21 protein-coding genes and 1 pseudogene are annotated in these 19,634 nt (G+C 67.9%); 14 read left to right on the top strand and 8 right to left on the bottom strand.

Going from position 1 to position 19,634, the window contains the following annotated elements; all coding sequences use genetic code 11:
• Nucleotides 1-525 (top strand): annotated as a pseudogene (locus tag JHC79_RS14960) (DNA polymerase III subunit gamma/tau); the annotation flags it as partial.
• A 106-nt stretch (nt 526-631) separates the two neighbouring features.
• Here the strand turns inward: JHC79_RS14960 and JHC79_RS14965 are convergent.
• Together JHC79_RS14965 and JHC79_RS14970 are read right to left on the bottom strand one after the other, a co-directional pair.
• Nucleotides 632-1,975 (bottom strand): class I SAM-dependent methyltransferase, encoded by a 1,344-nt coding sequence (locus JHC79_RS14965; RefSeq protein WP_296392144.1) that lies wholly within the window; start codon nt 1,973-1,975, stop codon nt 632-634.
• Nucleotides 1,972-3,372, bottom strand: coding sequence for an FAD-binding oxidoreductase (locus JHC79_RS14970; RefSeq protein WP_296392180.1), 1,401 nt, complete (start codon nt 3,370-3,372; stop codon nt 1,972-1,974). The genes JHC79_RS14965 and JHC79_RS14970 overlap by 4 nt, the downstream gene beginning before the upstream one ends.
• Before the next feature lie 266 nt (nt 3,373-3,638).
• On the opposite strand from JHC79_RS14970, the gene JHC79_RS14975 reads away from it, so the two are divergent.
• The 10 genes from JHC79_RS14975 to JHC79_RS15020 all read left to right on the top strand — a co-directional run bounded on the left by JHC79_RS14975 (nt 3,639) and on the right by JHC79_RS15020 (nt 11,369).
• Nucleotides 3,639-4,142, top strand: coding sequence for an OsmC family protein (locus JHC79_RS14975; protein ID WP_296392146.1), 504 nt, complete (start codon nt 3,639-3,641; stop codon nt 4,140-4,142).
• Nucleotides 4,143-4,233: 91 nt separating this feature from the next.
• Nucleotides 4,234-4,671, top strand: a complete 438-nt coding sequence (locus JHC79_RS14980) for an SRPBCC family protein (protein WP_296392148.1) — start codon at nt 4,234-4,236, stop codon at nt 4,669-4,671.
• 38 nt (nt 4,672-4,709) lie between these two features.
• Nucleotides 4,710-5,687, top strand: coding sequence for a pseudouridine synthase (locus JHC79_RS14985; protein WP_296392150.1), 978 nt, complete (start codon nt 4,710-4,712; stop codon nt 5,685-5,687).
• Between the two features lie 27 nt (nt 5,688-5,714).
• On the top strand, nt 5,715-6,050 hold the full coding sequence (locus tag JHC79_RS14990; RefSeq protein WP_296392152.1) for a hypothetical protein: 336 nt from the start codon (nt 5,715-5,717) through the stop codon (nt 6,048-6,050).
• A gap of 69 nt (nt 6,051-6,119) precedes the next feature.
• Entirely contained in the window at nt 6,120-6,446 is a 327-nt protein-coding gene (locus tag JHC79_RS14995) for a YbaB/EbfC family nucleoid-associated protein (protein WP_296392182.1), read from the top strand.
• Nucleotides 6,447-6,453: 7 nt separating this feature from the next.
• Nucleotides 6,454-7,065: a recombination mediator RecR gene (gene recR / locus JHC79_RS15000; protein ID WP_296392154.1), complete on the top strand. Its 612-nt coding sequence runs from the start codon at nt 6,454-6,456 to the stop codon at nt 7,063-7,065.
• On the top strand, nt 7,062-7,622 hold the full coding sequence (locus tag JHC79_RS15005; RefSeq protein ID WP_296392156.1) for a hypothetical protein: 561 nt from the start codon (nt 7,062-7,064) through the stop codon (nt 7,620-7,622). The genes recR and JHC79_RS15005 overlap by 4 nt, the downstream gene beginning before the upstream one ends.
• Nucleotides 7,619-8,398 (top strand): hypothetical protein, encoded by a 780-nt coding sequence (locus tag JHC79_RS15010; protein WP_296392158.1) that lies wholly within the window; start codon nt 7,619-7,621, stop codon nt 8,396-8,398. The genes JHC79_RS15005 and JHC79_RS15010 overlap by 4 nt, the downstream gene beginning before the upstream one ends.
• 138 nt (nt 8,399-8,536) lie before the next feature.
• Complete coding sequence (locus JHC79_RS15015) at nt 8,537-9,319, top strand: hypothetical protein (protein WP_296392160.1); 783 nt, start codon at nt 8,537-8,539, stop codon at nt 9,317-9,319.
• A 70-nt stretch (nt 9,320-9,389) separates the two neighbouring features.
• Nucleotides 9,390-11,369, top strand: a complete 1,980-nt coding sequence (locus JHC79_RS15020; RefSeq protein WP_296392184.1) for a neutral/alkaline ceramidase — start codon at nt 9,390-9,392, stop codon at nt 11,367-11,369.
• 25 nt (nt 11,370-11,394) lie between these two features.
• Here JHC79_RS15020 and JHC79_RS15025 read toward each other — a convergent pair whose 3' ends face one another.
• Nucleotides 11,395-11,742, bottom strand: coding sequence for a nuclear transport factor 2 family protein (locus tag JHC79_RS15025; RefSeq protein ID WP_296392163.1), 348 nt, complete (start codon nt 11,740-11,742; stop codon nt 11,395-11,397).
• A gap of 107 nt (nt 11,743-11,849) precedes the next feature.
• Here JHC79_RS15025 and JHC79_RS15030 point away from each other — a divergent pair, with 107 nt between their 5' ends.
• Nucleotides 11,850-12,734, top strand: coding sequence for a LysR family transcriptional regulator (locus tag JHC79_RS15030; RefSeq protein WP_296392165.1), 885 nt, complete (start codon nt 11,850-11,852; stop codon nt 12,732-12,734).
• A 75-nt stretch (nt 12,735-12,809) separates the two neighbouring features.
• On the opposite strand, the gene JHC79_RS15035 is transcribed toward JHC79_RS15030, so the two are convergent.
• The 3 genes from JHC79_RS15035 to JHC79_RS15045 are packed head-to-tail and all read right to left on the bottom strand — an operon-like array spanning nt 12,810 to nt 15,713.
• A complete protein-coding gene (locus JHC79_RS15035) occupies nt 12,810-13,535 on the bottom strand; it encodes a glutamine amidotransferase (protein ID WP_296392167.1) in 726 nt (241 codons plus the stop codon).
• A complete protein-coding gene (locus JHC79_RS15040; protein ID WP_296392169.1) occupies nt 13,528-14,691 on the bottom strand; it encodes a MurT ligase domain-containing protein in 1,164 nt (387 codons plus the stop codon). Before JHC79_RS15040 ends, JHC79_RS15035 begins: the two co-directional genes overlap by 8 nt.
• Nucleotides 14,688-15,713 carry an EamA family transporter gene (locus JHC79_RS15045; protein WP_296392171.1) on the bottom strand — a complete coding sequence of 342 codons (1,026 nt, stop codon included), beginning with the start codon at nt 15,711-15,713 and terminating at the stop codon, nt 14,688-14,690. The genes JHC79_RS15040 and JHC79_RS15045 overlap by 4 nt, the downstream gene beginning before the upstream one ends.
• A 71-nt stretch (nt 15,714-15,784) precedes the next feature.
• Between JHC79_RS15045 and JHC79_RS15050 the strand changes: the two genes are divergently transcribed.
• Complete coding sequence (locus JHC79_RS15050; RefSeq protein WP_296392173.1) at nt 15,785-16,678, top strand: LysR family transcriptional regulator; 894 nt, start codon at nt 15,785-15,787, stop codon at nt 16,676-16,678.
• 62 nt (nt 16,679-16,740) lie between these two features.
• Nucleotides 16,741-17,202 (top strand): hypothetical protein, encoded by a 462-nt coding sequence (locus tag JHC79_RS15055; protein WP_296392175.1) that lies wholly within the window; start codon nt 16,741-16,743, stop codon nt 17,200-17,202.
• A gap of 6 nt (nt 17,203-17,208) precedes the next feature.
• On the opposite strand, the gene JHC79_RS15060 is transcribed toward JHC79_RS15055, so the two are convergent.
• Both JHC79_RS15060 and JHC79_RS15065 read right to left on the bottom strand, forming a co-directional pair.
• A complete protein-coding gene (locus JHC79_RS15060) occupies nt 17,209-18,012 on the bottom strand; it encodes an SDR family oxidoreductase (protein ID WP_296392177.1) in 804 nt (267 codons plus the stop codon).
• Between the two features lie 79 nt (nt 18,013-18,091).
• Nucleotides 18,092-19,573, bottom strand: coding sequence for an NAD(P)/FAD-dependent oxidoreductase (locus tag JHC79_RS15065; protein WP_296392178.1), 1,482 nt, complete (start codon nt 19,571-19,573; stop codon nt 18,092-18,094).
• Nucleotides 19,574-19,634 lie beyond the last annotated feature (61 nt).

Below are 19,634 nucleotides of genomic sequence, written 5' to 3' on the forward strand. Positions count from 1 at the left end.
CGCGATCACGACAAGGTCGTCGAGGTGATGCTGTCCGGCGCCACCGTTCGTGGTGTCGAGGGTTCCACCCTGGTGATCAGCCACGACAACGCGCCACTGGTCGCACGTCTGGCTTCTGACCGCGGCACCGCGGTGATCGCGGCCGCCATGCACGACGTGTTCGGCGGCGCATGGACCGTGCGGTGTGAGCACCTGCCCAACGACACCGTCACGGTGAAGACCGTGGCCGACCCCGCCGGTCCGGGGCGTGCCAAGGCGGCCGGTCAGAAGAACACCTACACACGACGCGGTGGACGAGCGGCCGCCGACGGACCACCGGCGTCATCGGATGAGCCGCCACCGCCGGAGGAACCCTCCCCGGTACCCGAGGCGCCGCCGGTCGCCGACGACGAGCTCACCGACGCCGAGCGCGACGAGATGGCCGCCGACGCTCGCGACAACGATCCGGATCCACGTCAGGATCCTGAGCAGATCGCGATGGCGTTGCTGGCGTCCGAACTCGGCGCCCGGCGCATCGACGGCTGACCGAGAACGCACCGACGCGCACCCACCGTTCACACGCGCGCCCAGATGGGCGCGCATGGGAACGGGAAGCGCGCGTACGCGCGGAACTACACGTTGACGATCAGCGTCAGGCGTTCCACCACGGCCGCAGGGGGAGGCCGTTGGAACCGTCGTCGGCGAGCTTGACGCCCAGGACCTGGTGCAACTGGATGATGTTGCGCTCGAAGCCCACCCGGCAGCCGGCCAGGTACAGGCCCCACAGTCGCGCAGTCGACTCACCGACCTCCTCGACCGCCGCGTCCCAGTTCTCGACCAGGTTGCGGTTCCAGTCGCGCAGGGTCATCGCGTAGTGCTCGCGGAGGTTCTCCTCGTGCACCACCTCGAGTCGGCCGACGTCCTGCACGGCGGAGATGATGGTGCCCGACCCGGTCAGCTCCCCGTCGGGGAACACGTAGCGGTCGATGAAGGCGCCCGCCTTGTGCTTGCCCTTGTTGTCCGGGCGGGTGATGCAGTGGTTCAGGATCAGCCCACCGGGCTTGACCTTGTCCCGCATGAACCCGAAGTACGACGGGTAGTTGGCGACACCGATGTGCTCGGTGAGCCCGATGGAGGAGACGGCGTCGAAACCGGACTCGGTGACATCGCGGTAATCGCTGAACCGGACCTCGGCGAACTCGCTGAGTCCCTCGTCGACGATCGCCTTCTGCGCCCAGGCCGCCTGCTCGGCCGACAGGGTCGCACCGATCGCGTAGACGCCCTGGCGTGCGGCATAGCGGACCATTCCGCCCCAGCCGCAACCGATGTCGAGCAGTCGGTCGCCCGGCTTGAGTTGCAGCTTCTCGAAGACCAGCCGGTACTTGTTGTCCTGGGCGGTCTCCAGGCTCGCATCGCGCTCCGGGTAGCACGCGCACGTGTAGGTCATCGACGGGCCGAGCACCCACTCATAGAACGTGTTCGAGACGTCGTAGTGGTGGTGGATCGCCTCGGCGTCACGGGTCCGGCTGTGCCGCAGACCTTCTGCGATACGTCGCCAGCGGGGCTGTGCCTCCTGCGCCGGCGGCGCGATCGGCTTGAACGCCTCGAGGCCGAGGGAGCGGGTGATCGTGGCCATCGTCATCGCGCTCGGGCGGGCGAAGCTGACGTTGGCCGAGAGAGCTTTGAGTGAGTGGTACGGGTCGCCCGGGTGGCTGCCACGCAGGTTCAGATCGCCCGAGATGTAGGCGCGCGCGAGACCGAGATCGCCTGGTGCGGTGACGAGATAGGTCGTGCCGCGGGGAGTGACCAGGTCGAGGCCGAACTCGGCGTCCTCGGGTCCGGCAGCGCTGCCGTCGTACGCGGTGACGCGGACCGACAGGTCGCCGCCGGCCACGGCCTCGACGATCTCGGCCAGCGACATCTTCGGGCTGCTGCTGCGGGTGGAGCGCGACGTCCCCGAACCCGGGGAATTGCTGTTGTCTTTGAAAGTCGTCATTGACGCTTCACCGCCTTTGCGTAGAGGTCCAGGAATCGTGATGCGGGGTCGTGATGTTTGCGCAGCAGGCGGTAGGACTCGCCGCCGTAGAGCTCGTCGAACTCCGCCTCGTCGTAGAACGAGTCGGAGTACAGCGACTTGTGGCCGTCGAGCTCGGAGACCTTGCGTTCGATGAGTCGGTTGGCCCGACCCTCCGGTTCGCCCTCGATCTTCGGGACGGCCGACCAGAAGCCGACGTTGACGTAGGTGTGCCGGGGTGCCAGCGGGTAGAGCGGCCAGGGCCGCGAGCTGTCCGCTCCGGTGGGGAGGGGATCGTGAAGTCGCAACGGACACAACCAGATCGGCTCGATCGGGATGTTCTCCAGGAACCACGCGATGAACTCGGCGGTGCGTTCGATCGGCACCTCGATGTCCTGGACGACACGTTCGTTCGGCGGCTCGCCCTTGCGGGCGTTGAGGCGGTCGGCGATGTCGAAGCGGTGGTCGAGCGCGATGAGCTTCCAGTAGAAGCTGCTGCGCAGCAACCGCTTCGGCCAGAACCGGCGGATCTTGGGGTTCTGCGCCCCGAACGCCCGTGAGCACCAGAACCAGTCGGTGTCCCAGCGCCAGAGGTAGTCGTGGATCGTGAGCCGGTCCCGCTTGGGCGTGGAGGCGCTCGGATGCTGGATGGACCGGTAGAAGATGTCGGAGCCGGTGTAGTCGCTGACCGGGCCGGGCTCGGCGCTGCGGCGTCCCAGGGTCAGGTACGACTCCGTGGCCGAGAAGACGACCCCGTCGAGGTAGTCCACGACCTCGCCGTCGTGGCTGCGGTCGGTGACGATGCGATCCATCGCCTCCTGCAGTTCGGCCACGTCGTCGAAGCGCAGATGGCGCAGTTCGACGAATGGCTCGACCTTCTCCAGCTCTATCGTCAATCTCGTGCTGTAGCCCAGGGTTCCGTAGGAATTGGGGAAGCCGAAGAACAGATCGGATCGCTCGTTGGTGGGGCTGACGGTGACGATCTCGCCGGATCCGGTGAGGACGTCCATCTCGCGAACCGTCTCGTGCGGCAATCCGTTTCGGAACGACGTGCTCTCGATGCCGAGCCCGGTGACGGCACCGCCGAGCGTGATGGTCTTGAGTTGCGGTACGACCAGCGGCGCCAGGCCGTAGGGGAGCGTGGCGTCGACGAGGTGTTCGTAGGTGCACATGCCTGCGACGTCGGCGGTCATCGCGTCGGCGTCGACCTCGATGACGCGATCGAGACCGGAGACGTCGAGACCCGGGTAGGGGTTCTTGTCGCGGCGGCGGAACAGATTCGACGTTTTCTTCGCAAGTCGGACACGTGCGTGTGCGGGGATCGCACGGTAGCTCGCCAGCAGGGTGTCGATTCCCGCGGCGAAGGCGTCCCAGCCCATCTCCCGGTCGCGGCTCGTCGACCTGTCTGCACTCATATTCTGGTGAACCTCTTTGGTTGCTCACGTCGGCACGGCGGCTGCCGCAGACGCGGCGAGCCGTCTCGGCGTCCCGCCCGCGGCCCGCGCCCGAACCCATTGAGCCTAGGACTCCTGGGTCTGCACCGCCAACCAACCGCGCGACACGATGCGCTGATGCGCGGGTGAACAACCACCGGCATCGAGGCTTCCAACACCGGCTATACCGCCGACGTGACAACATCGATTGTATGGATGCCACCGCCCTGCGAAATCTGCAGAAACCCCTCAAGGACAGCTACCGCGACGACCCCGCCGCGGCGATCGCTCCCCTGCACGCCGTCGGCACGTTCACCGACGACGACATCACCTGCACGGTCGACACGTGGGCCGGGTCGGTGCGCGCCGGACTGCACCCCACCACCGGTGGCGACGGCAGCGAGGCGTGCTCGGGCGACATGCTGTTGCAGGCCCTGGTGGCGTGCGCGGGGGTGACGTTCCGGTCGGTCGCGACGGCGATGTCGTTGGACATCCGCAACGCGCAGGTGCGCGCCGACGGGGCGTTCGATGCCCGCGGCACCCTCGGCGTCGACCGCGATACGCCGGTCGGGATGACCGACATCTCGCTGACCTTCACCTTCGACACCGACGAGGACGACGTGAAGGTCGACAAGCTCCTCGAGCTGACCGAGCGCTACTGCGTCGTCGCCCGCACCCTGGCCGGTTCGGCCCCCGTGGAGGTGCGTCGCGGCTGAGGCCGTGTGCACCGCACAACCCGCAGATCACGCACCTCCGTATCCTTGCGGGCGACATCGGAGTCCATCGACACGCAAGGAGTGATTCGTCGTGGCACAGGTTTCGGCTACACAGTCGATCGACATCAACGCAACCCCGGATTCGGTGCTGGCAGCACTGAGTGACTACGCCGTCGTGCGTCCGCAGATCCTGCCCGAGCAGTACCTCGACTACCAGGTGATCAGCGGTACCTCCGGCGCGGGAACGGTCGCGCAGTGGACGCTGCAGGCGACGTCGAAGCGGTCGCGCAACGTGAAGGCCACCGTCGCCGTCGACGGCTCGACCATCACCGAGAACGACGAGAACTCGACCATGGTGACCACCTACACCGTCTCGCCCCAGGGCAACGGGTCGATGGTGGAGACCACCACGTCATGGAAGGGTGCAGGCGGCATCGGCGGCTTCTTCGAGAAGACGTTCGCGCCGAAGGGACTCAACCGCATCCAGGCCGCCCTCCTGGGCAACCTCAAGTCCCGCCTGGAGAAGTGATCACGACGGGCGGGCTCGTCGCGGGTCGGTAGGCGGCCATGGGCCGACGTCGCAGGTCCTCGCCGCTGCCGCCACGCCACGGCGTCGACGCGACCCGGGTGGTACTGCGGACAGCGGACGAACCCCTGATCGACGCCCTGCGTCGGGCACCGGCGCTGTCGGATCTCGACGAGGCCGGTCTGCTGGAGCGGTTCGCGGCGCGCGAGATCGTTGACCTCTCCGGGTCGCCGCTCGCTCCGTCGACCCCGACCACCGTCGGCGCCCCGGTGTATCTCTACCGCGACCTACCGGCGGAGGTCGCGATCCCGTTCGACCTGCCGGTGCTGCACGCCGACGACGACATCATTGTCGTGGACAAACCGCATTTCCTGGCGACGATGCCGCGCGGCGTCCACGTGGTCCAGACTGCGCTGGTGCGTCTGCGGCGCGAGTTCGGCACCGATCTGATCAGCCCCGCGCACCGGCTCGACCGTCTCACCGCGGGGGTCCTGCTGTTCACCCGCCGGCCGCAGGTGCGACGCGACTATCAGGCCCTGTTCGCCGACCGGCTGGTGGAGAAGGAGTACCGGGCGGCGGCGCCGGTGCGCACCGATCTGCGCCTGCCCGCCGATGTGGCGAACCGGATCCTCAAGGACTCCGGCGACCTGCGGGCGCGGGTCGTCGACGGCGAGGTCAACGCCCGCAGTCGGGTAGAACTCCTCGACGGCCCGTCAGACGAGTCGGCTGGACTTGCCGAGTACCGGCTGACGCCGCACACCGGACGGACCCATCAGCTGCGGCTGCACATGGCCGAACTCGGCATCCCCATCGACGGTGATCCGCTCTACCCCGAGGTCCGACCTGAGCTGGCGGCCCTGCCCGACTCGGGTGACTTCACCCGCCCTCTGCGTCTGGTCGCGCACCGCCTCGCATTCGACGACCCGCTCACCGGCCGACGGCGCGTGTTCCGCAGCACCCGGTCGGTGGTGTCGCGCGATGTGGTGTCACACGATGTGGTGTCACACGATGGGGTGTGACGAGTTGAGGTGTGAGGAGATGGGGTCATGATCGTCGTCTCCTACGACCGCCTGCCCGACCTCAAGTTCGAGGCCGTCGTCTTCCTCGACACCGAGAGCGGTGACTGCTTCCAGATCCAGCGCGACCTGATGTCGCTGGCCACCACCGAGGCGTCCACCCACCAGATCTCCACCGGGATGGGTGCCCCGATCCCCGACGGCATCCTGCACTGGCGGCGCACCGACGACCGGTTCGAGTTCGCCCTGACCCCGCGGGCCGCCCGCATCTTCGGCGGCAGCGACGTGCTGTCGTTCGATGTCGAGCCGGAGCAGGGCAGCACCGTCGATGAGATCGCCGACCACGTGGAACGCCTTCTGCGCTGAGGTGCGCGTGGGGGACGGGGCCGTCGGTCACCAGCCACTACTCTGGAGTACGTGGATCCCGAGAACCCGATGGCAGGCCTGCTCGCGCAGGCTCAGAAAATGCAGGAACAGCTGCTCAGCGCCCAGAACACGATCGCAGCGACCGAGCTCACCGGCACCGCCGGCGGCGGTCTGGTGACGGTCACCGGTTCGGGCGCGGGCGAGATCACCGCGGTCACGATCGACCCCGAGGTGGTCGACGTCGACGACATCGAGACGTTGCAGGACCTGATCGTCGGAGCGCTCGCCGACCTGGCCACCAAGCGCGACGAGCTCACCTCGAACGCCATGGGTCCGCTCGCGGGTGGCCTCGGCGGCGGACTCCCCGGCTTCGGCGGTCCCGGCCTGGGGCAGTGAGGGCGCAGTGTACGAAGGGCCGATCCAGGATCTGATCGACGAGCTGGCCAAGCTCCCCGGTCTGGGACCGAAAGGCGCTCAGCGCATCGCGTTCCACCTGCTCGGCGGCGAGAACAAAGAGATCGACCGTCTGATCAGCGCACTCGGGCACGTCCGTGACGACGTCACCTTCTGCGTCGAATGCGGAAACGTCTCCGCCGACAAGCTGTGTCGGATCTGCGGCGACGCCCGACGTGATGCCACCAAGATCTGCGTGGTCGAGGAACCGAAGGACGTTCAGGCCATCGAACGGACCAAGGAGTTCGCCGGCCGCTATCACGTCCTCGGCGGCGCCCTCGATCCCCTCGGCGGTATCGGACCCGATCAGCTCCGCATCCGAGAGTTGCTGCGCCGGTTGGCCAATCAGACCGACGGGGTCGACGTCAGCGAGATCATCGTCGCGACCGATCCCAACACCGAGGGGGAGGCGACCGCCACCTACCTCGTACGTATGCTCAAGGACTTTCCCGGGCTCTCGGTCACCCGACTCGCATCCGGGTTGCCGATGGGCGGCGACCTGGAGTTCGCCGACGAGTTGACCCTCGGACGCGCGATGTCGGGGCGGCGGGTCCTGACGTGACCGCCGCCGTCGGGCGGTTGTCGTATGGTGTTGCGGCACAGCAGGTCGCCGAGGGCCTCCGTGCCGGGATCGTGGCGATCGACGGACCCTCCGGCGCCGGGAAGTCGACGTTCGCCGATGCCCTGATGGCCGAACTCGCCCGGCGTCGCGTTCGGGCGGTGCTCATCCGCACCGACGACTTCGCTACGTGGGATGACCCCGTGGGATGGTGGCCGGAGCTGGAAGCCGATGTCCTGCAATCGTTCACCCGTCGCCACGACTACCGCTATCACCCGCGGGTGTGGCTCGACGGCACCCCGCAGGCGGGACCGCGAGTGTGGCTGCGGTGGGAGCCGCTGCTGATCATCGAGGGTGTCTCGAGCGCCCGCGCCCGGATGGCCGAGCGACTCGAGACCGCCCTGTGGCTCGACGGCGGGTCGGCCCCCGAACGCCTCGAACGGGCCGTGGCCCGCGATGGCGAGAAGTCGCGACCGCATCTGCAGCGATGGCAGGATTTCGAGTTCGGGTGGTTCACCGTGGACCGAACCCGCGAACGATGTCAGGTGGTGTCGGTGTGAGTCAGCCTCCCTACGGTCCGTCCGGAGATCAACCGGGTGGGCCCGACCCGCGCCAGTGGGGACCGCCTCCCCAGCCCGGTTACGGTCCCGGTCCCTACGGTTCACCGGGACCGGCAGGGCCGTACGGGCCGCCGCCCGGTACCTACGGACCGCCGCCCGGTACCTACGGAGGGCCGCCGAACGAGCAACCCCCGTATGGCCAACAGGCTTTCGGTCCGCCCAGCTACGGTCCGCCCGGCTACGGTCCGCCCGGACAGGGATGGCCGCCCGCGGGGCCCGGCCCGAAGAAGAATCGCGGCCCGTGGATCGCGGCGGTCATCGTGATCGTGGTGGTGTTGATCGCCGGCGGTATCACCGCAGCAGCGCTGCTGGCCGGTGGTGACTCCGACGACTCCAGTGCGTCAGGTGGCCCGTCCGGATCGTCGACGGTCTCCACCGGCGCGTCCCCACGGGATTCGACGTCGCCGGATGAATCGTTGTCGTCAGGTGACGCGGAGTCCGAGATACGTTCGGCCGTCACGGGCTACGCGTCTGCTCTGCTGACCGGTGATGCCGAGAAGATCCCGTCCCTGGTGTGCGCGCAGGACGTGGCCAACATGACGAGGGCGACGTCGGGAATGACCGGTGGAGTCATGTCCTCCGACGTCGACGTCACCGACATCCAGATCGCCGGCAACAAGGCGACGGCGAAGATCGCATTCGGGTCCACGCCGGGAATCGACGTCCGTTTGCTGAAAGAAGACGGGAGTTGGAAGGTGTGCCCGACCAGTCGTTGACCTTGTCGTCGGCGCCCTCGTAGCAGCCCGTGCGCGCAATCGACGTGACCGCGAGTACACCGGTCGCGGTTGTCTGTACAGTCACTGTGATTCGTTAGCCGCGACAACGCAATGATCGCCAACGGCAGGGGTGCAGCGATGAGCCAACCGCCCTACGGTCCTCCCGGCCCGTTCGGTCCTCCCGGGGAGACGCCCGACGGCCCGCCCCCGCAGTACGGCGGGCAGCCGCCCCCGCAGTACGGCCCGCCTCCGAATTTCGGTCAGCCGCCGCCCCCGCAATACGGCCCGCCCCCGAACTTCGGCCAGCAGCCACCGCAGTACGGCCAGCCCCCATACTTCGGCCAGCAACCCCACTACGGCGGTAATGGTCCGTACGGGCCACCCGGGCCGGGCTGGCAACCCCCGAACCAGGGTGGCCCGTCGAAGAAGCGTGGCCCTCTGATCGCGATCATCCTCGCGGTCGTCCTCGTGGTGGTCGTGGCGGTCGGCGTCACGGCGTTCCTTCTGACCGGCGATGACGACGACGATTCCGGTGCCTCGGCGTCCTCAGGGCCGTCGTCGAGCTCGGCGGCGTCCTCACCGGAGTCGAGTTCCGGCTCGAATTCCGCGGAGGAGTCGAACTCGTCCGGCGCCGACGACGACGCCATCACGCAGGCCGTCACCCGGTACGTCGAGGCAATCGGGACCGGGGACAAGGATGCCTTGGCTGCGGCCGTGTGCGCCCAGGACCGCGACGTCGTGAGCGTCTCGACCCCACCCGGCGGCATCGGTGGGGTCGAACTCGATGTCGTCGTCGGCGACATCGAGGTGACCGGTGGTCGGGCCTCGGCGAAGTGGGGGTTCGAGCCTTCCGGGGCGACGATCCCGATCAATCTCCGCAAGGAGTCCTCGTCGTGGCTGGTCTGTTTATCAGCCCAGTGACGTCCTGACCGGACGGGATGGATCCGAGAGCATGGGTGAAGCGATCGACAGGCGCACTGTGTTGGGCGCGATGGCCGTCGGTGTGGGTGGCGTCGCGGTCGGCGGAGCGTTCGCCGCCGAGCGAGCCGGTGTCGCGCAGGCCGAGCCGACCGGGTCGGGGGGATACCTCGTCGGCTGCGGTCGCGCGGACATGACCGGTGCCGTCGCAGGCCAGGGCATGATGGGGTACTCCGAGCCCGACCAGGTCAGCGCCGGGCTGCTGTCGCGGTGCTGGGCACGTGCCTACGTGATCGCCGATCAGGTCGGCGGCGGCCGCGTGGTCTTCGTCAACGCCGACGTGGCGTGTCTGTTCCAGTCGGTCCATCTCGGTGTGATCGCCCGACTCCGAGCGCGATTCGGCGATCTGTACACCGAACGCAACGTCAATCTCAACGCCACCCACAATCACAATTCGTGCGGTGGCACGGCATGGGACTACGCGTACACACTCGCTGCGTTCGGCTTCAAGAAAAAGTCGTACGAGGCCGAGGTGAACGGCATCGTCACCGCAATCGTCAGGGCGCACAGCGATCTCGCGCCCGGAACCATCGCGATCGGACGCGGTGAACTGCACGACGCCAGCGCGAACCGTTCCCGTACCGCGTTCGACCGGAACCCGTCGGACGAGAAGGCGGTGTTCCCCGACGCGATCGATCCCGCGGTGACCGTGCTGCGGCTGCGCAAGAACGGGGCGTCTGCCGACGCGGGTCAGATCACGTGGTTCTCGACGCACGGCACCTCGCTGACCGACCGCAACGTCCTCATCTCGGGTGACAACAAGGGCTACGCCAGCTATCTCGCCGAGTCCACGACCGATGGGGTCGTGGCATCGTTCCCACAGACCAACGCCGGGGACATGACCCCGAACCTGTGGCTGCGGAAGCTGCAACCGTCCGGTCCCACCACCGACAACCGGACCAACTGCCTCATCATCGGACGCCGCCAGCACGATGCGGGCCGGGCTGCACTCGCCACCGCGATGCCCATGGCGCGCAACGGGATCGAGTCGGTGGTCCACTACGTCGACTTCTCGAGGGTGTCGATCGCCGCCCGTTTCACCCCGGAGGGCAAGCCCGCGCGGACGGGGCCGGCGTGTATGGGTGCCGCAGCGATCGGGACCAGCACCGAGGACAACTACAACCGGCCGGTACCGCTGTTCGACGAGGGTCAGAAGATCGACGTCCCCGACTGGGTGCGCGCGGTGCAGGCGCCCAAGCTCGTCGTCGTCCCACTGGGGTTGCTGCCGCCGTCGGGCTGGATTCCGTCGATCCTGCCCATCCAGATCATGCGCATCGGATCACTGGTACTCGCCGCGGCGCCCGCCGAGTTCACGATCGTGGCCGGGCTACGGGTCCGGCGCGTGGTGGCCGCCGCACTCGGTGTCGATGCCGACGACGTGCTGCTGCAGGGATACGCCAACGGCTACAGCCAGTACGTCACCACCGAGCAGGAGTACGACGCCCAACAGTACGAGGGCGGTGAGACACAGTTCGGCCGGTGGACGCTGTCGGCGTATCTGCAGGAGTTCGACCGGCTGGCCCTTTCGATGGTCTCGGGAGCAGGCCTGGGTCGAGGACCTGCGCCGGTGGACAAGTCGTCTCCGCAGCCTGATCTGCTCCCGGCCGTCCCGCCGGACGCGCCGCTGCGCGGACACCGCTTCGGCGACGTGCTCACCGAGCCGTCCACACGGTACGCCCCGCGCGCGACCGTCTCGGTCGACTTCGTCGGCGCTCACCCGACGAACGACTTCCACACCGACGGAACCTTTTTCGCCGTCGAACGTCAGGACGGTGGTCGGTGGGTGTCCGAGTTCGACGACAACGACTGGTGCACCGAGATGCACTGGAAGCGACCGAAGGGGTCGCAGAACGCGTCGGTGATCACGGTGCGATGGACGATCCCGGCCGACACGCAGGGTCGTTACCGGGTCCGCTATTTCGGTGACAGCAGGTCCGCGACGGGAACCGTGCGGCCGTTCACCGGGACCTCGGGGGCCTTCACCGTCGCCTGACGCGGGCCGGCGAGGTCCGTGGGCGTCAGCCTGCGGCGACGATGGCGCGTGGGTCGAACGCCACCCGGATGGCCACGATCTTGCCGTCGACGATGGTCTGCCAGTTCACGGTCGGGGCGGGCGGCGCGACGGTGGTGTGGAGGTCGAACCAGGTGAGGACGTCGTCACCGTCGACGGCCACCTTTGCCACGTCGATGTCGTCGAGGATCTGCGACATCCCTGTCAGCCCCGCAACACAGTCGTCGGCGTTGTCCAGGGTGGCCATGGGGCCCACGAACGTGACGTCGTCGGCGAGTAGCGCACGAAGGGAATCGAAGTCGCGGTTCTTCCAGGCGGTGAAGTACGCGGCTGAGGTCTCTCGGATATCGGTCATGAATCGATGGTGCGGTCGGTTCGGGCCCCGAGTCCAACAACTTCTGGCGATGAGATCCATCGTTCTGGGTTGTCGATGCAGCTCACCGGGGCGTTATCGTCTGCCGCATGGAGTTGCGGCAGCTCGAATACCTGATCGCGGTGGCGGACGAGGCGGGCTTCACCCGCGCGGCAGAGCGGGTACATGTGACGCAGTCCGGCATCAGCGCGCAGATCCGGCGTCTCGAGCGAGAACTCGGCGTGACGCTGTTCGACCGGGGAACCCGTTCGGTGCGTCCGACGGCGGCCGGCGAGGTCGCGATCGATCACGCGCGTCGGGTGGTCGACGAGGTCGCTGCCCTGGCACGGGCGGTGACGCTGGCCGGCGACGTCGTGCAGGGGCGCCTCGACATCGGCATGATCACGGCGTTCTCCGGTCCGCCGCTGTTCGACGCGCTGGCGGCATTTCACGTCGCCCATCCGATCGTCGAGATCGGAGTGGTCGAGGGCCGGTCGGCTGCCCTCGTCGACCAGGTTCGAGCCGGCGATCTCGATGTCGCGTTGGTGGGTGTCGCCGATGAACCCCCGACAGACCTCGAGTCCCGGGTGGTGGTCCGTGATCGTCTGATGATCGGCGTCACCGCCGACCACCCGCTGGCCCGACGGGCGCGGGTCACCGTCGCCGACATCTGTGCCCATCCGCTCATCAGCCTGCCCGTGGGAAACGGGATCCGCGCGGCGCTCGATCTCGTCTGCGAAGCACATGAGGTCACGGCGGATGTGACGCTGGAGGCCGGTGCGCCGGAAGCGGTCGCCGCTCTTGCGTCGCGAGGTCTCGGCGTGGCACTGCTCAGCGCGTCCTCCATGGGAGCATCCGACCGGCTGGTGGTGAAGCCGGTTGTCGACGCAGACACGCAGGCGCTGTTGGCACTGGTGTGGCGCCCCGAACCCGCACCGGCAGTACGCCGATGGCTCGATCTGGCCGGGGATCTCGGGTTCGGCGGGACGTCGTGACCCGATGATGTGTGGTTTCGGTGACGCCGACCTGCGAAAACGGTCACCGGAACCGCACATTTCCGGAGCCGGAGGTCAGCGTTTGGCTGCGGTGATCCGTTCGCGTCGCAGTTGATCGATCTCGGGCAGCGGCAGCGGTGCGAGATCGTCGGTGCCCAGCGCCTGCTTGAGCAGGTGGTCGGCCAGTTCGGGATTACGCGCCAAGGCCGGACCGTGGAGATAGGTGCCGATGACCGAACCGGTGACGGCGCCGTCGACGTGGGTGCCCTCGCCGTTCCCGTGTCCCGACACCACGCGCGCGAGCGGAGTCGAGTCGGCTCCCAGCGTCGTTCCGCCGCGATGGTTCTCGAAACCGGTGAGCTGCTGGGTCAGTCCCGGCAGCGTCGGGTTGGTGACCAGTTCGCCGATGCTGCGAACACCCTGCGGGGCGGTGGTCAGATCGAGCATCGAGATGCCCTCGACCCGCTCACCGGCCGATGTCTCGTACCAGTGCCCCAGCACCTGGATTGCAGCGCAGATCGCGAGGACCGGGGCACCGCGCTCGGCCGCCCTCTGTAACCCCGGGTAGCGCAACAGGTGTCGGGTCGCGAGGCGCTGGGCATAGTCCTCGGCGCCGCCCAGGGTGTAGACGTCGAGGGAGTCCGGCACGGGATCGTCGAGGGTGATCTCGACGATCTCGGCGTCGATGCCCCGCATCCGGGCTCGTTGACGCAGCACCAGAGCGTTGCCGCCGTCACCATAGGTACCCATCACGTCGGGCAGGACGAGCCCGATCCGCAGTGTCGATGTGCCCTCAGCCATGTCGCGCGACCCCTCGTTCGATGCGGTCGATCGCGACACCGAGGTCGCGGAACGCGGTGTAGTTCGCGAGCACGTCCACACGTCCCGGCGGGCATGAGGCGATCGCGGCCAGCGGGTCAGGAATCGTCGAATGCTCTGCGCCGGCGTAGATCAGACGGACACCGAGATCCGAGGCGCGTTCACCCGCGGCCACGACCGCGGTGTTCTCGAAGTGCTCGAACCGCACGTCCCACAGCCACGAGAGATCTTCGCCGTCGGGGACCTGACCGTTGACCGCGATCACGAGGCCGGCGGCGGTCGGATCGATCATCGACATCGCCTCCTGCCACCCCGCGGGGTTCTTGGCCAGCAACATCCGTACGGAGTGATCGCCGACGGTGCGCACTCCGTAGCGGCCGGCCACCTCGCCGACGCCCGACACGGCAGTCACCGCCGCGGTGGGTTCGGCACCCATCGTGACCGCGGCCGCGACCGCCTGAGTGGCGTTGCCGCGGTTGGCCTTACCGGGCAGCGTCAACGTCATCGGCGCGGTGAAGCCGTCGGGGCCGTGTATCGACTCCTCGTCGAACCACCAGGTGGGGGTGGGACGTCGGAAATCGGTTCCGCTGCTGTACCAGTCGTCGCCGGATCGGACGATGGGCTCCCCGGATCGTGGGCAGCTCACCGAGTCGTTCGCCCACCCGGCGCCCGCGGCGACCCACACCACGTTGGCAGCGTCATACGCCGCCGACGCCACGAGTACGTCGTCACAGTTGGCGATGACGGTCATGTCCGGGTGGCGGGCGATGCCCTCGCGCAGGCGTCGCTCGATGATGTTGATCTCGCCGACGCGGTCGAGCTGGTCACGCGAGAGGTTCAGCAGCACAAGCACATCGGGGTCGACAGCGTCGCTGACGTGCGGCACGTGCAGCTCGTCGACCTCGATGGCCGCGTAGGGCGCGTCACGACCCAGGGTGAGCGCGGCGATGATCCCGGCGTCCATGTTGGCGCCGTCGGCCTGACTGATGACCTGGCCCAGGGTGCCCAGGGCCGCGGTGGTCATCTTGGTGGTCGTCGACTTGCCGTTGGTGCCGGTGATCAGCGCCGTGCGCTTGCCCCCGGCCAACCGACCCATGATCGACGGATCGATCTTGGCGGCGATCAGACCACCGATCATGGAGCCTTTGCCGCGACCGGTTCTCTGCGAGGCCCATCGGGCGCCTGCTGCTGCCGCGAGCGCCGTCCGGGTGCGAATCGGGAGGCGTGCCCGGGAGGTTCGGGGAGCGTCGGACATGCCTGCGAGTCTTTCACAGGAGCTGGTTTGCGCGCCGAACCCATCAGCCCGGCCAGGCAGCCGACGATGACGATCGCTGCCCCGACGAGTTGCAGCACGCTGGGCTGCTCGTGCAGCGCGATCCACGAGGCGGTGATGCCGACCACGGGGACCAGCAGCGAGAACGGGGCGACCGTGCTCGCCGGGTGCTTGCTCATCAGGAACGACCAGAGCCCGGATCCGGCGATGGTCCCCAGCAGGACGACGTAGGCCAGACCGGCCAGTGCCACGAGACCGTTGGGGGTGAACGCGGTGGCCATCGCGTCGAACCCGGCCGACGGACCCTCGATGACCAGGCTCATCAGGTACAGCGGGATCGGTGGCACGACGCACATCCACAGGGTGAGGCGCATCGGGTCGTCGCTGCGGGCGAGACGGCTGCCGAGGTTTCCGAACGCCCAGCCCAGCCCGGCGATCAACGTCAATGCCATCGGGATGATGCCCGCGCCCGCTCCTGCCTGCATGCGGTCGATCGCGATGACCACCATGCCGCCGACGGCGACGGCGATACCGGCGACCTGACGTCGGGTCATGCGCTCTCCGAGCAATACGACGCCCAGGATCACGGTGAACGGTGCCGACGACTGCAGCACCAGCGACGCGAGTCCGGTGGGCATCCCGGTCGCCAGCGCGAGGAACAGGAAGGCGAACTGGATGATGCCGAATCCAACGCCGTAGAGCAGCAGCCAGCGCACCGGGACCTTCGGGAACGGGACGAACAGGATCACCGGCACGGCCATGACCGCAAAGCGCAACGCAGCGAAGAAGAAGGGAGGGAAGTGCTCGAGGCCGGCGTGGATGGCGATGAAGTTCACGCCCCAGAGCAGGACCACGGTGAGGCCGATCAGGCGGTGACGAGTGGACATGCGCTCATCGTGCGGGCCAGATCAGTTCAGCACAATCGAAATGAAATGCATCTACTGTTTAGAATCACTTCATGGAAGTACGGCGACTGCGGATACTCAGGGAGTTCGCCGACCGTGGCAGCGTGGGTGCGGTCGCCGATGCCTTGAAGCTCACACCGTCGGCGGTCTCGCAGCAGCTGAAGGTCCTCGCGCGCGAGTCCGGCATCGACCTGCTCGAGCAGGACGGCCGCGGTGTACGGCTCACCGACGCCGGCCGCGCCCTGGTGCTGCGCGCCGACGAGGTGATCGCCGCCGTCGACCGCGCCCAGGACGAGATGGCGTCGCGCCGCGGCAGCTCGGTCGGGTCGGTCCGCGTCGCGATGTTCCCCTCGGCGACCGCACTCGTGCTGCCGCGCCTGCTGACGGTCATGTACGAGAGCGGTATCGAGATCGTCGCCACCGACATCGACCTGACCTACCCGGAGGCGCCCGATCTGCTCCCCGACCATGACCTCGTCCTCACCCACCGGGACGAACGCGCGCCCGCCATCGCGTCGCCGCGTGTGACGGTCGAGCCGCTGATGCGCGAGCCCATCGACGTGGTGGTGCCCCCGGGGCACCGACTCGCCGATCAGCGCACCGTCGCCGTCGACGATCTCGCCGACGAGGACTGGATCAGCGTTCGCGGCGGGTTCCCGGTCGACGACGTGCTGCTCTCGCTGGCGACGGTGACCGGGGTGCAACCGCGGATCACCCACCGCATCAACGACTTCACCGCCATCGAGGCGCTGGTCGCCGACGGACACGGGATCGCACTGCTCCCCAGGTTCGCGGTGCGCAACCCCGACGTCCACCGTCTGATCCTGTCCGGCGTACGCGCGGCCCGGCAGTACGACCTGGTCCACCGACCCGAGGCGTTGCGGCGACCCGCGATCCGATCGGTCGCCGACGGTCTCCGCGAGGTGGTCACCACGTGGGCGGGGTGAGTTCTCGCCGGGTTGCTTCGGCGACTCTCGGTAACGCGCGGGGGTCTGTCGGCGATCAACAAGTGAGTGCGTACCACCGTGGGTACGCAGCGCATGAGGAGTGTGTCGTGTCTTATCCGAACCATTCATCACCAGCCATTCCCGCCGGCGCCTTCCTCGACACCGTGAGTGGCCTCATCCGAGATCTGTATGCACGAGCGGCTGCCGACGACAACGGTCACGGCGCGCGCTACGAAACTGTTGCCGACATCCTCGTGCACAGCATCCCCACCCACACATCGCCGCACGACCTACGCCACCGGCCGCTCGGCACCGTTGGCGACCAGATCGCCCTCGCCCTGTTCACCGCCCACCGCACCCTCGGCCCGCACACGATCGAAGCCAACACGCTCGCCGCGGTACGTCATACGTTGACCGCCGCACGCGAGGACGCCGACCGAACCGCCCGAGCGAGAGCGCCCCGGACCGGCGATACGGATCGACGCTCTCATCTGTCAGCCACGTCAGGTCGGAATCCGACCTGAGTCGGGTCAGCGCACCTGCTCGGTCGGCCGGATCAGCACCTCGTTGACGGCTGCGTGACGCGGTCGGGTGACGATGTAGACGATCGCCGCCGCGATGTCGTCCGGATCGAGCGCACCGAGTCCCTCGATCGCGCTCGCATCAGGTGCGTGTTCCTCGCCGGTCGTGGTCATCTCGGTCGTGACGATGCCCGGTTCGACGACACCGACGCGGACGTGCGCGGGCGCGAGTTCCTGGCGCAGCCCCTCGGAGAACGCGCCCACCGCGTGCTTGGTCGCCGCGTAGACGTTGCTCTGGAAGCTCGGGACCCGGCGTCCGGCAACGGAACTGACGTTGACGATGTCGCTGATCCCGTGGGGACCGTTCGCCGCGGCGACGAGATGCGGCAGAGCGGCGTGGGTGGCCGCGAACACGCCGTTGATGTTCACGTCCACCATCGCCGTCCAGTCCGACAGGGTCGCATCGACCGCGGGACCCCACGTCCCGACGCCCGCGCAGTTGACGAGGATGTCGATGCCGCCGAACTCCGTCGCGACCGCATCGATGCCCGCGCTGACCGCGTCCGGGTCGGTGACGTCGACACCGTAGGCCTTGGCGGCGCCGGTGCCGCTACCCTCGATCGTCCGCGTGAGCTCGTCGAGGCGATCCTTGCGTCGTGCGAACAGTGCGACGGTCGCCCCCGCACCGGCGAGCGCCTCGGCCGTGCTCGCGCCGATTCCGCTGGATGCGCCGGTGATGACGACCGTGACACCGTCCAGGGTCCGCTCGGCGCCGCGGGCCGTCGTGGCTGCGTTGTCCGGTTCAATCGTCATCGGGCTCCTCTGGTCGACACGGGTTACTTACCCAGGCTAGCCAGATTGCTCGATCATGCGTCGGCGCCGTCGGCAGGGATCAGGCGAACTCGTAGTCGGTGAGCGGGAACGTCGACGCGGCGTGGAAGCTGTTCGACGTCGAGGTGGGGCGCAGCAGGGCCGCCTCGCCGTGCTGGTTGAAGTAGTAGCTGCGCGAGGTCGAGCACTCTCCCTCGTAGAACACCGAGTCGCCGAGCTTGTCGGTGACGGCGTCGAGGAACTCGGCGTTCGCGCGGTCGGTCACCTCGAAGGTCGCCGCGCCGCGGCGCTGCAGCTCACCGAGCAGGCGGCGCATGTGGGCCATCTGCGACTCGATGGTGGTGAAGTACGACAGACCGCTGTAGCTGTACGGGCTGTTGAGGCTGAGCAGGTTCGGGAACTTGGGGATCGCGATGCCCTCGTAGGCCTGGAAGCGGTTGTCGCGCCACCACTGTCCGAGGTCGCGTCCCTCGCGTCCGACGATCTGCAGGGCGGGGAAGTTGACGTCCCAGAGGTTGAACCCGGTGGCCAGGACGAGGGTGTCGATCGGTGTCTGACGGCCGTCGGTGGTCACAACGGCGTCGGGTTCGAAGTGATCGATCGACGTGGTCTCCAGCCTGGTGTTGCGACGATTGAACGTGCGGAAGTATCTGTTGGAGAACGTGGGCCGCTTGCAGCCGAAGTCGTAGTGCGGCGTCAGCGCCCGTCGGGTCGCCTTGCTGCGCACCGAGACCCGCAGGTGTGCCCTGGCCGCGAGCGCTGCGGCCCGGTTCATCATCTTGGCCTGTCGGAAGTGCAGGACGCCGACGACCATGATGCCCTCGAGGATCGTGTTGTTCACCGACCGGGCCAGCCGCTGGGTGACCGGGACGCGGGCGAAGAGGCGACGAACGAACGGCGGGATGGCGAAGTCGATCTTCGGCACGACCCAGATCGGGGTCCGCTGAAAGACGGTCAGTTCGTCAGCGCGGGAGGCGATCTCGGGGATCAGCTGGACGGCGGTGGCCCCGGTTCCGATGATCGCGGCCTTCTCGCCCGCGAAAGAATGGTTCTGATCCCAGGCCGTGGTGTGGATGATCTTTCCGGCGAAGGTGTCGATGCCGGGGAAGTCGGGGGTGTAGGGCTGCGAGAGGAACCCGGTGGCCGTGACGAGGAAGCGTGAGGTGACGGTCTCGCCGCCCGCGATGGTCACCGTCCAGAGCTGTTGCTGCTCATCCCATTCGGCGCGCTCGACCACGACCCCGAACCGCATCGACCGGCGCAGGTCGTACTTCGTCGCGACGTGCTCGGCGTACGACTTGAGCTCGGCGCCCGGTGCGAACAACCGGGTCCAGTTCGGGTTGGGCTCGAAGGAGTAGGAGTAGGTCACCGACGCGATGTCGACAGCGAGACCGGGATAGCGGTTGACGTGCCAGGTCCCGCCGAGGTCGTCCTCGCGCTCCAGGATCGACAGGTTCGTGTAACCGAGTTGGGTCAGCGCTATGGCCGCACCCATGCCGCCGAAGCCTGCTCCCACGATCACTGCGTCGAACTGTGGTGTCATCGTCGACCCCTCAAGTTTAGTGTGACGCGTCGTCACATGTAGCTGAGAGTGTCGTGCATCG

It is taken from the genome of Williamsia sp. (assembly GCF_016462415.1).
Taxonomy (GTDB): Bacteria; Actinomycetota; Actinomycetes; order Mycobacteriales; family Mycobacteriaceae; genus Williamsia_A.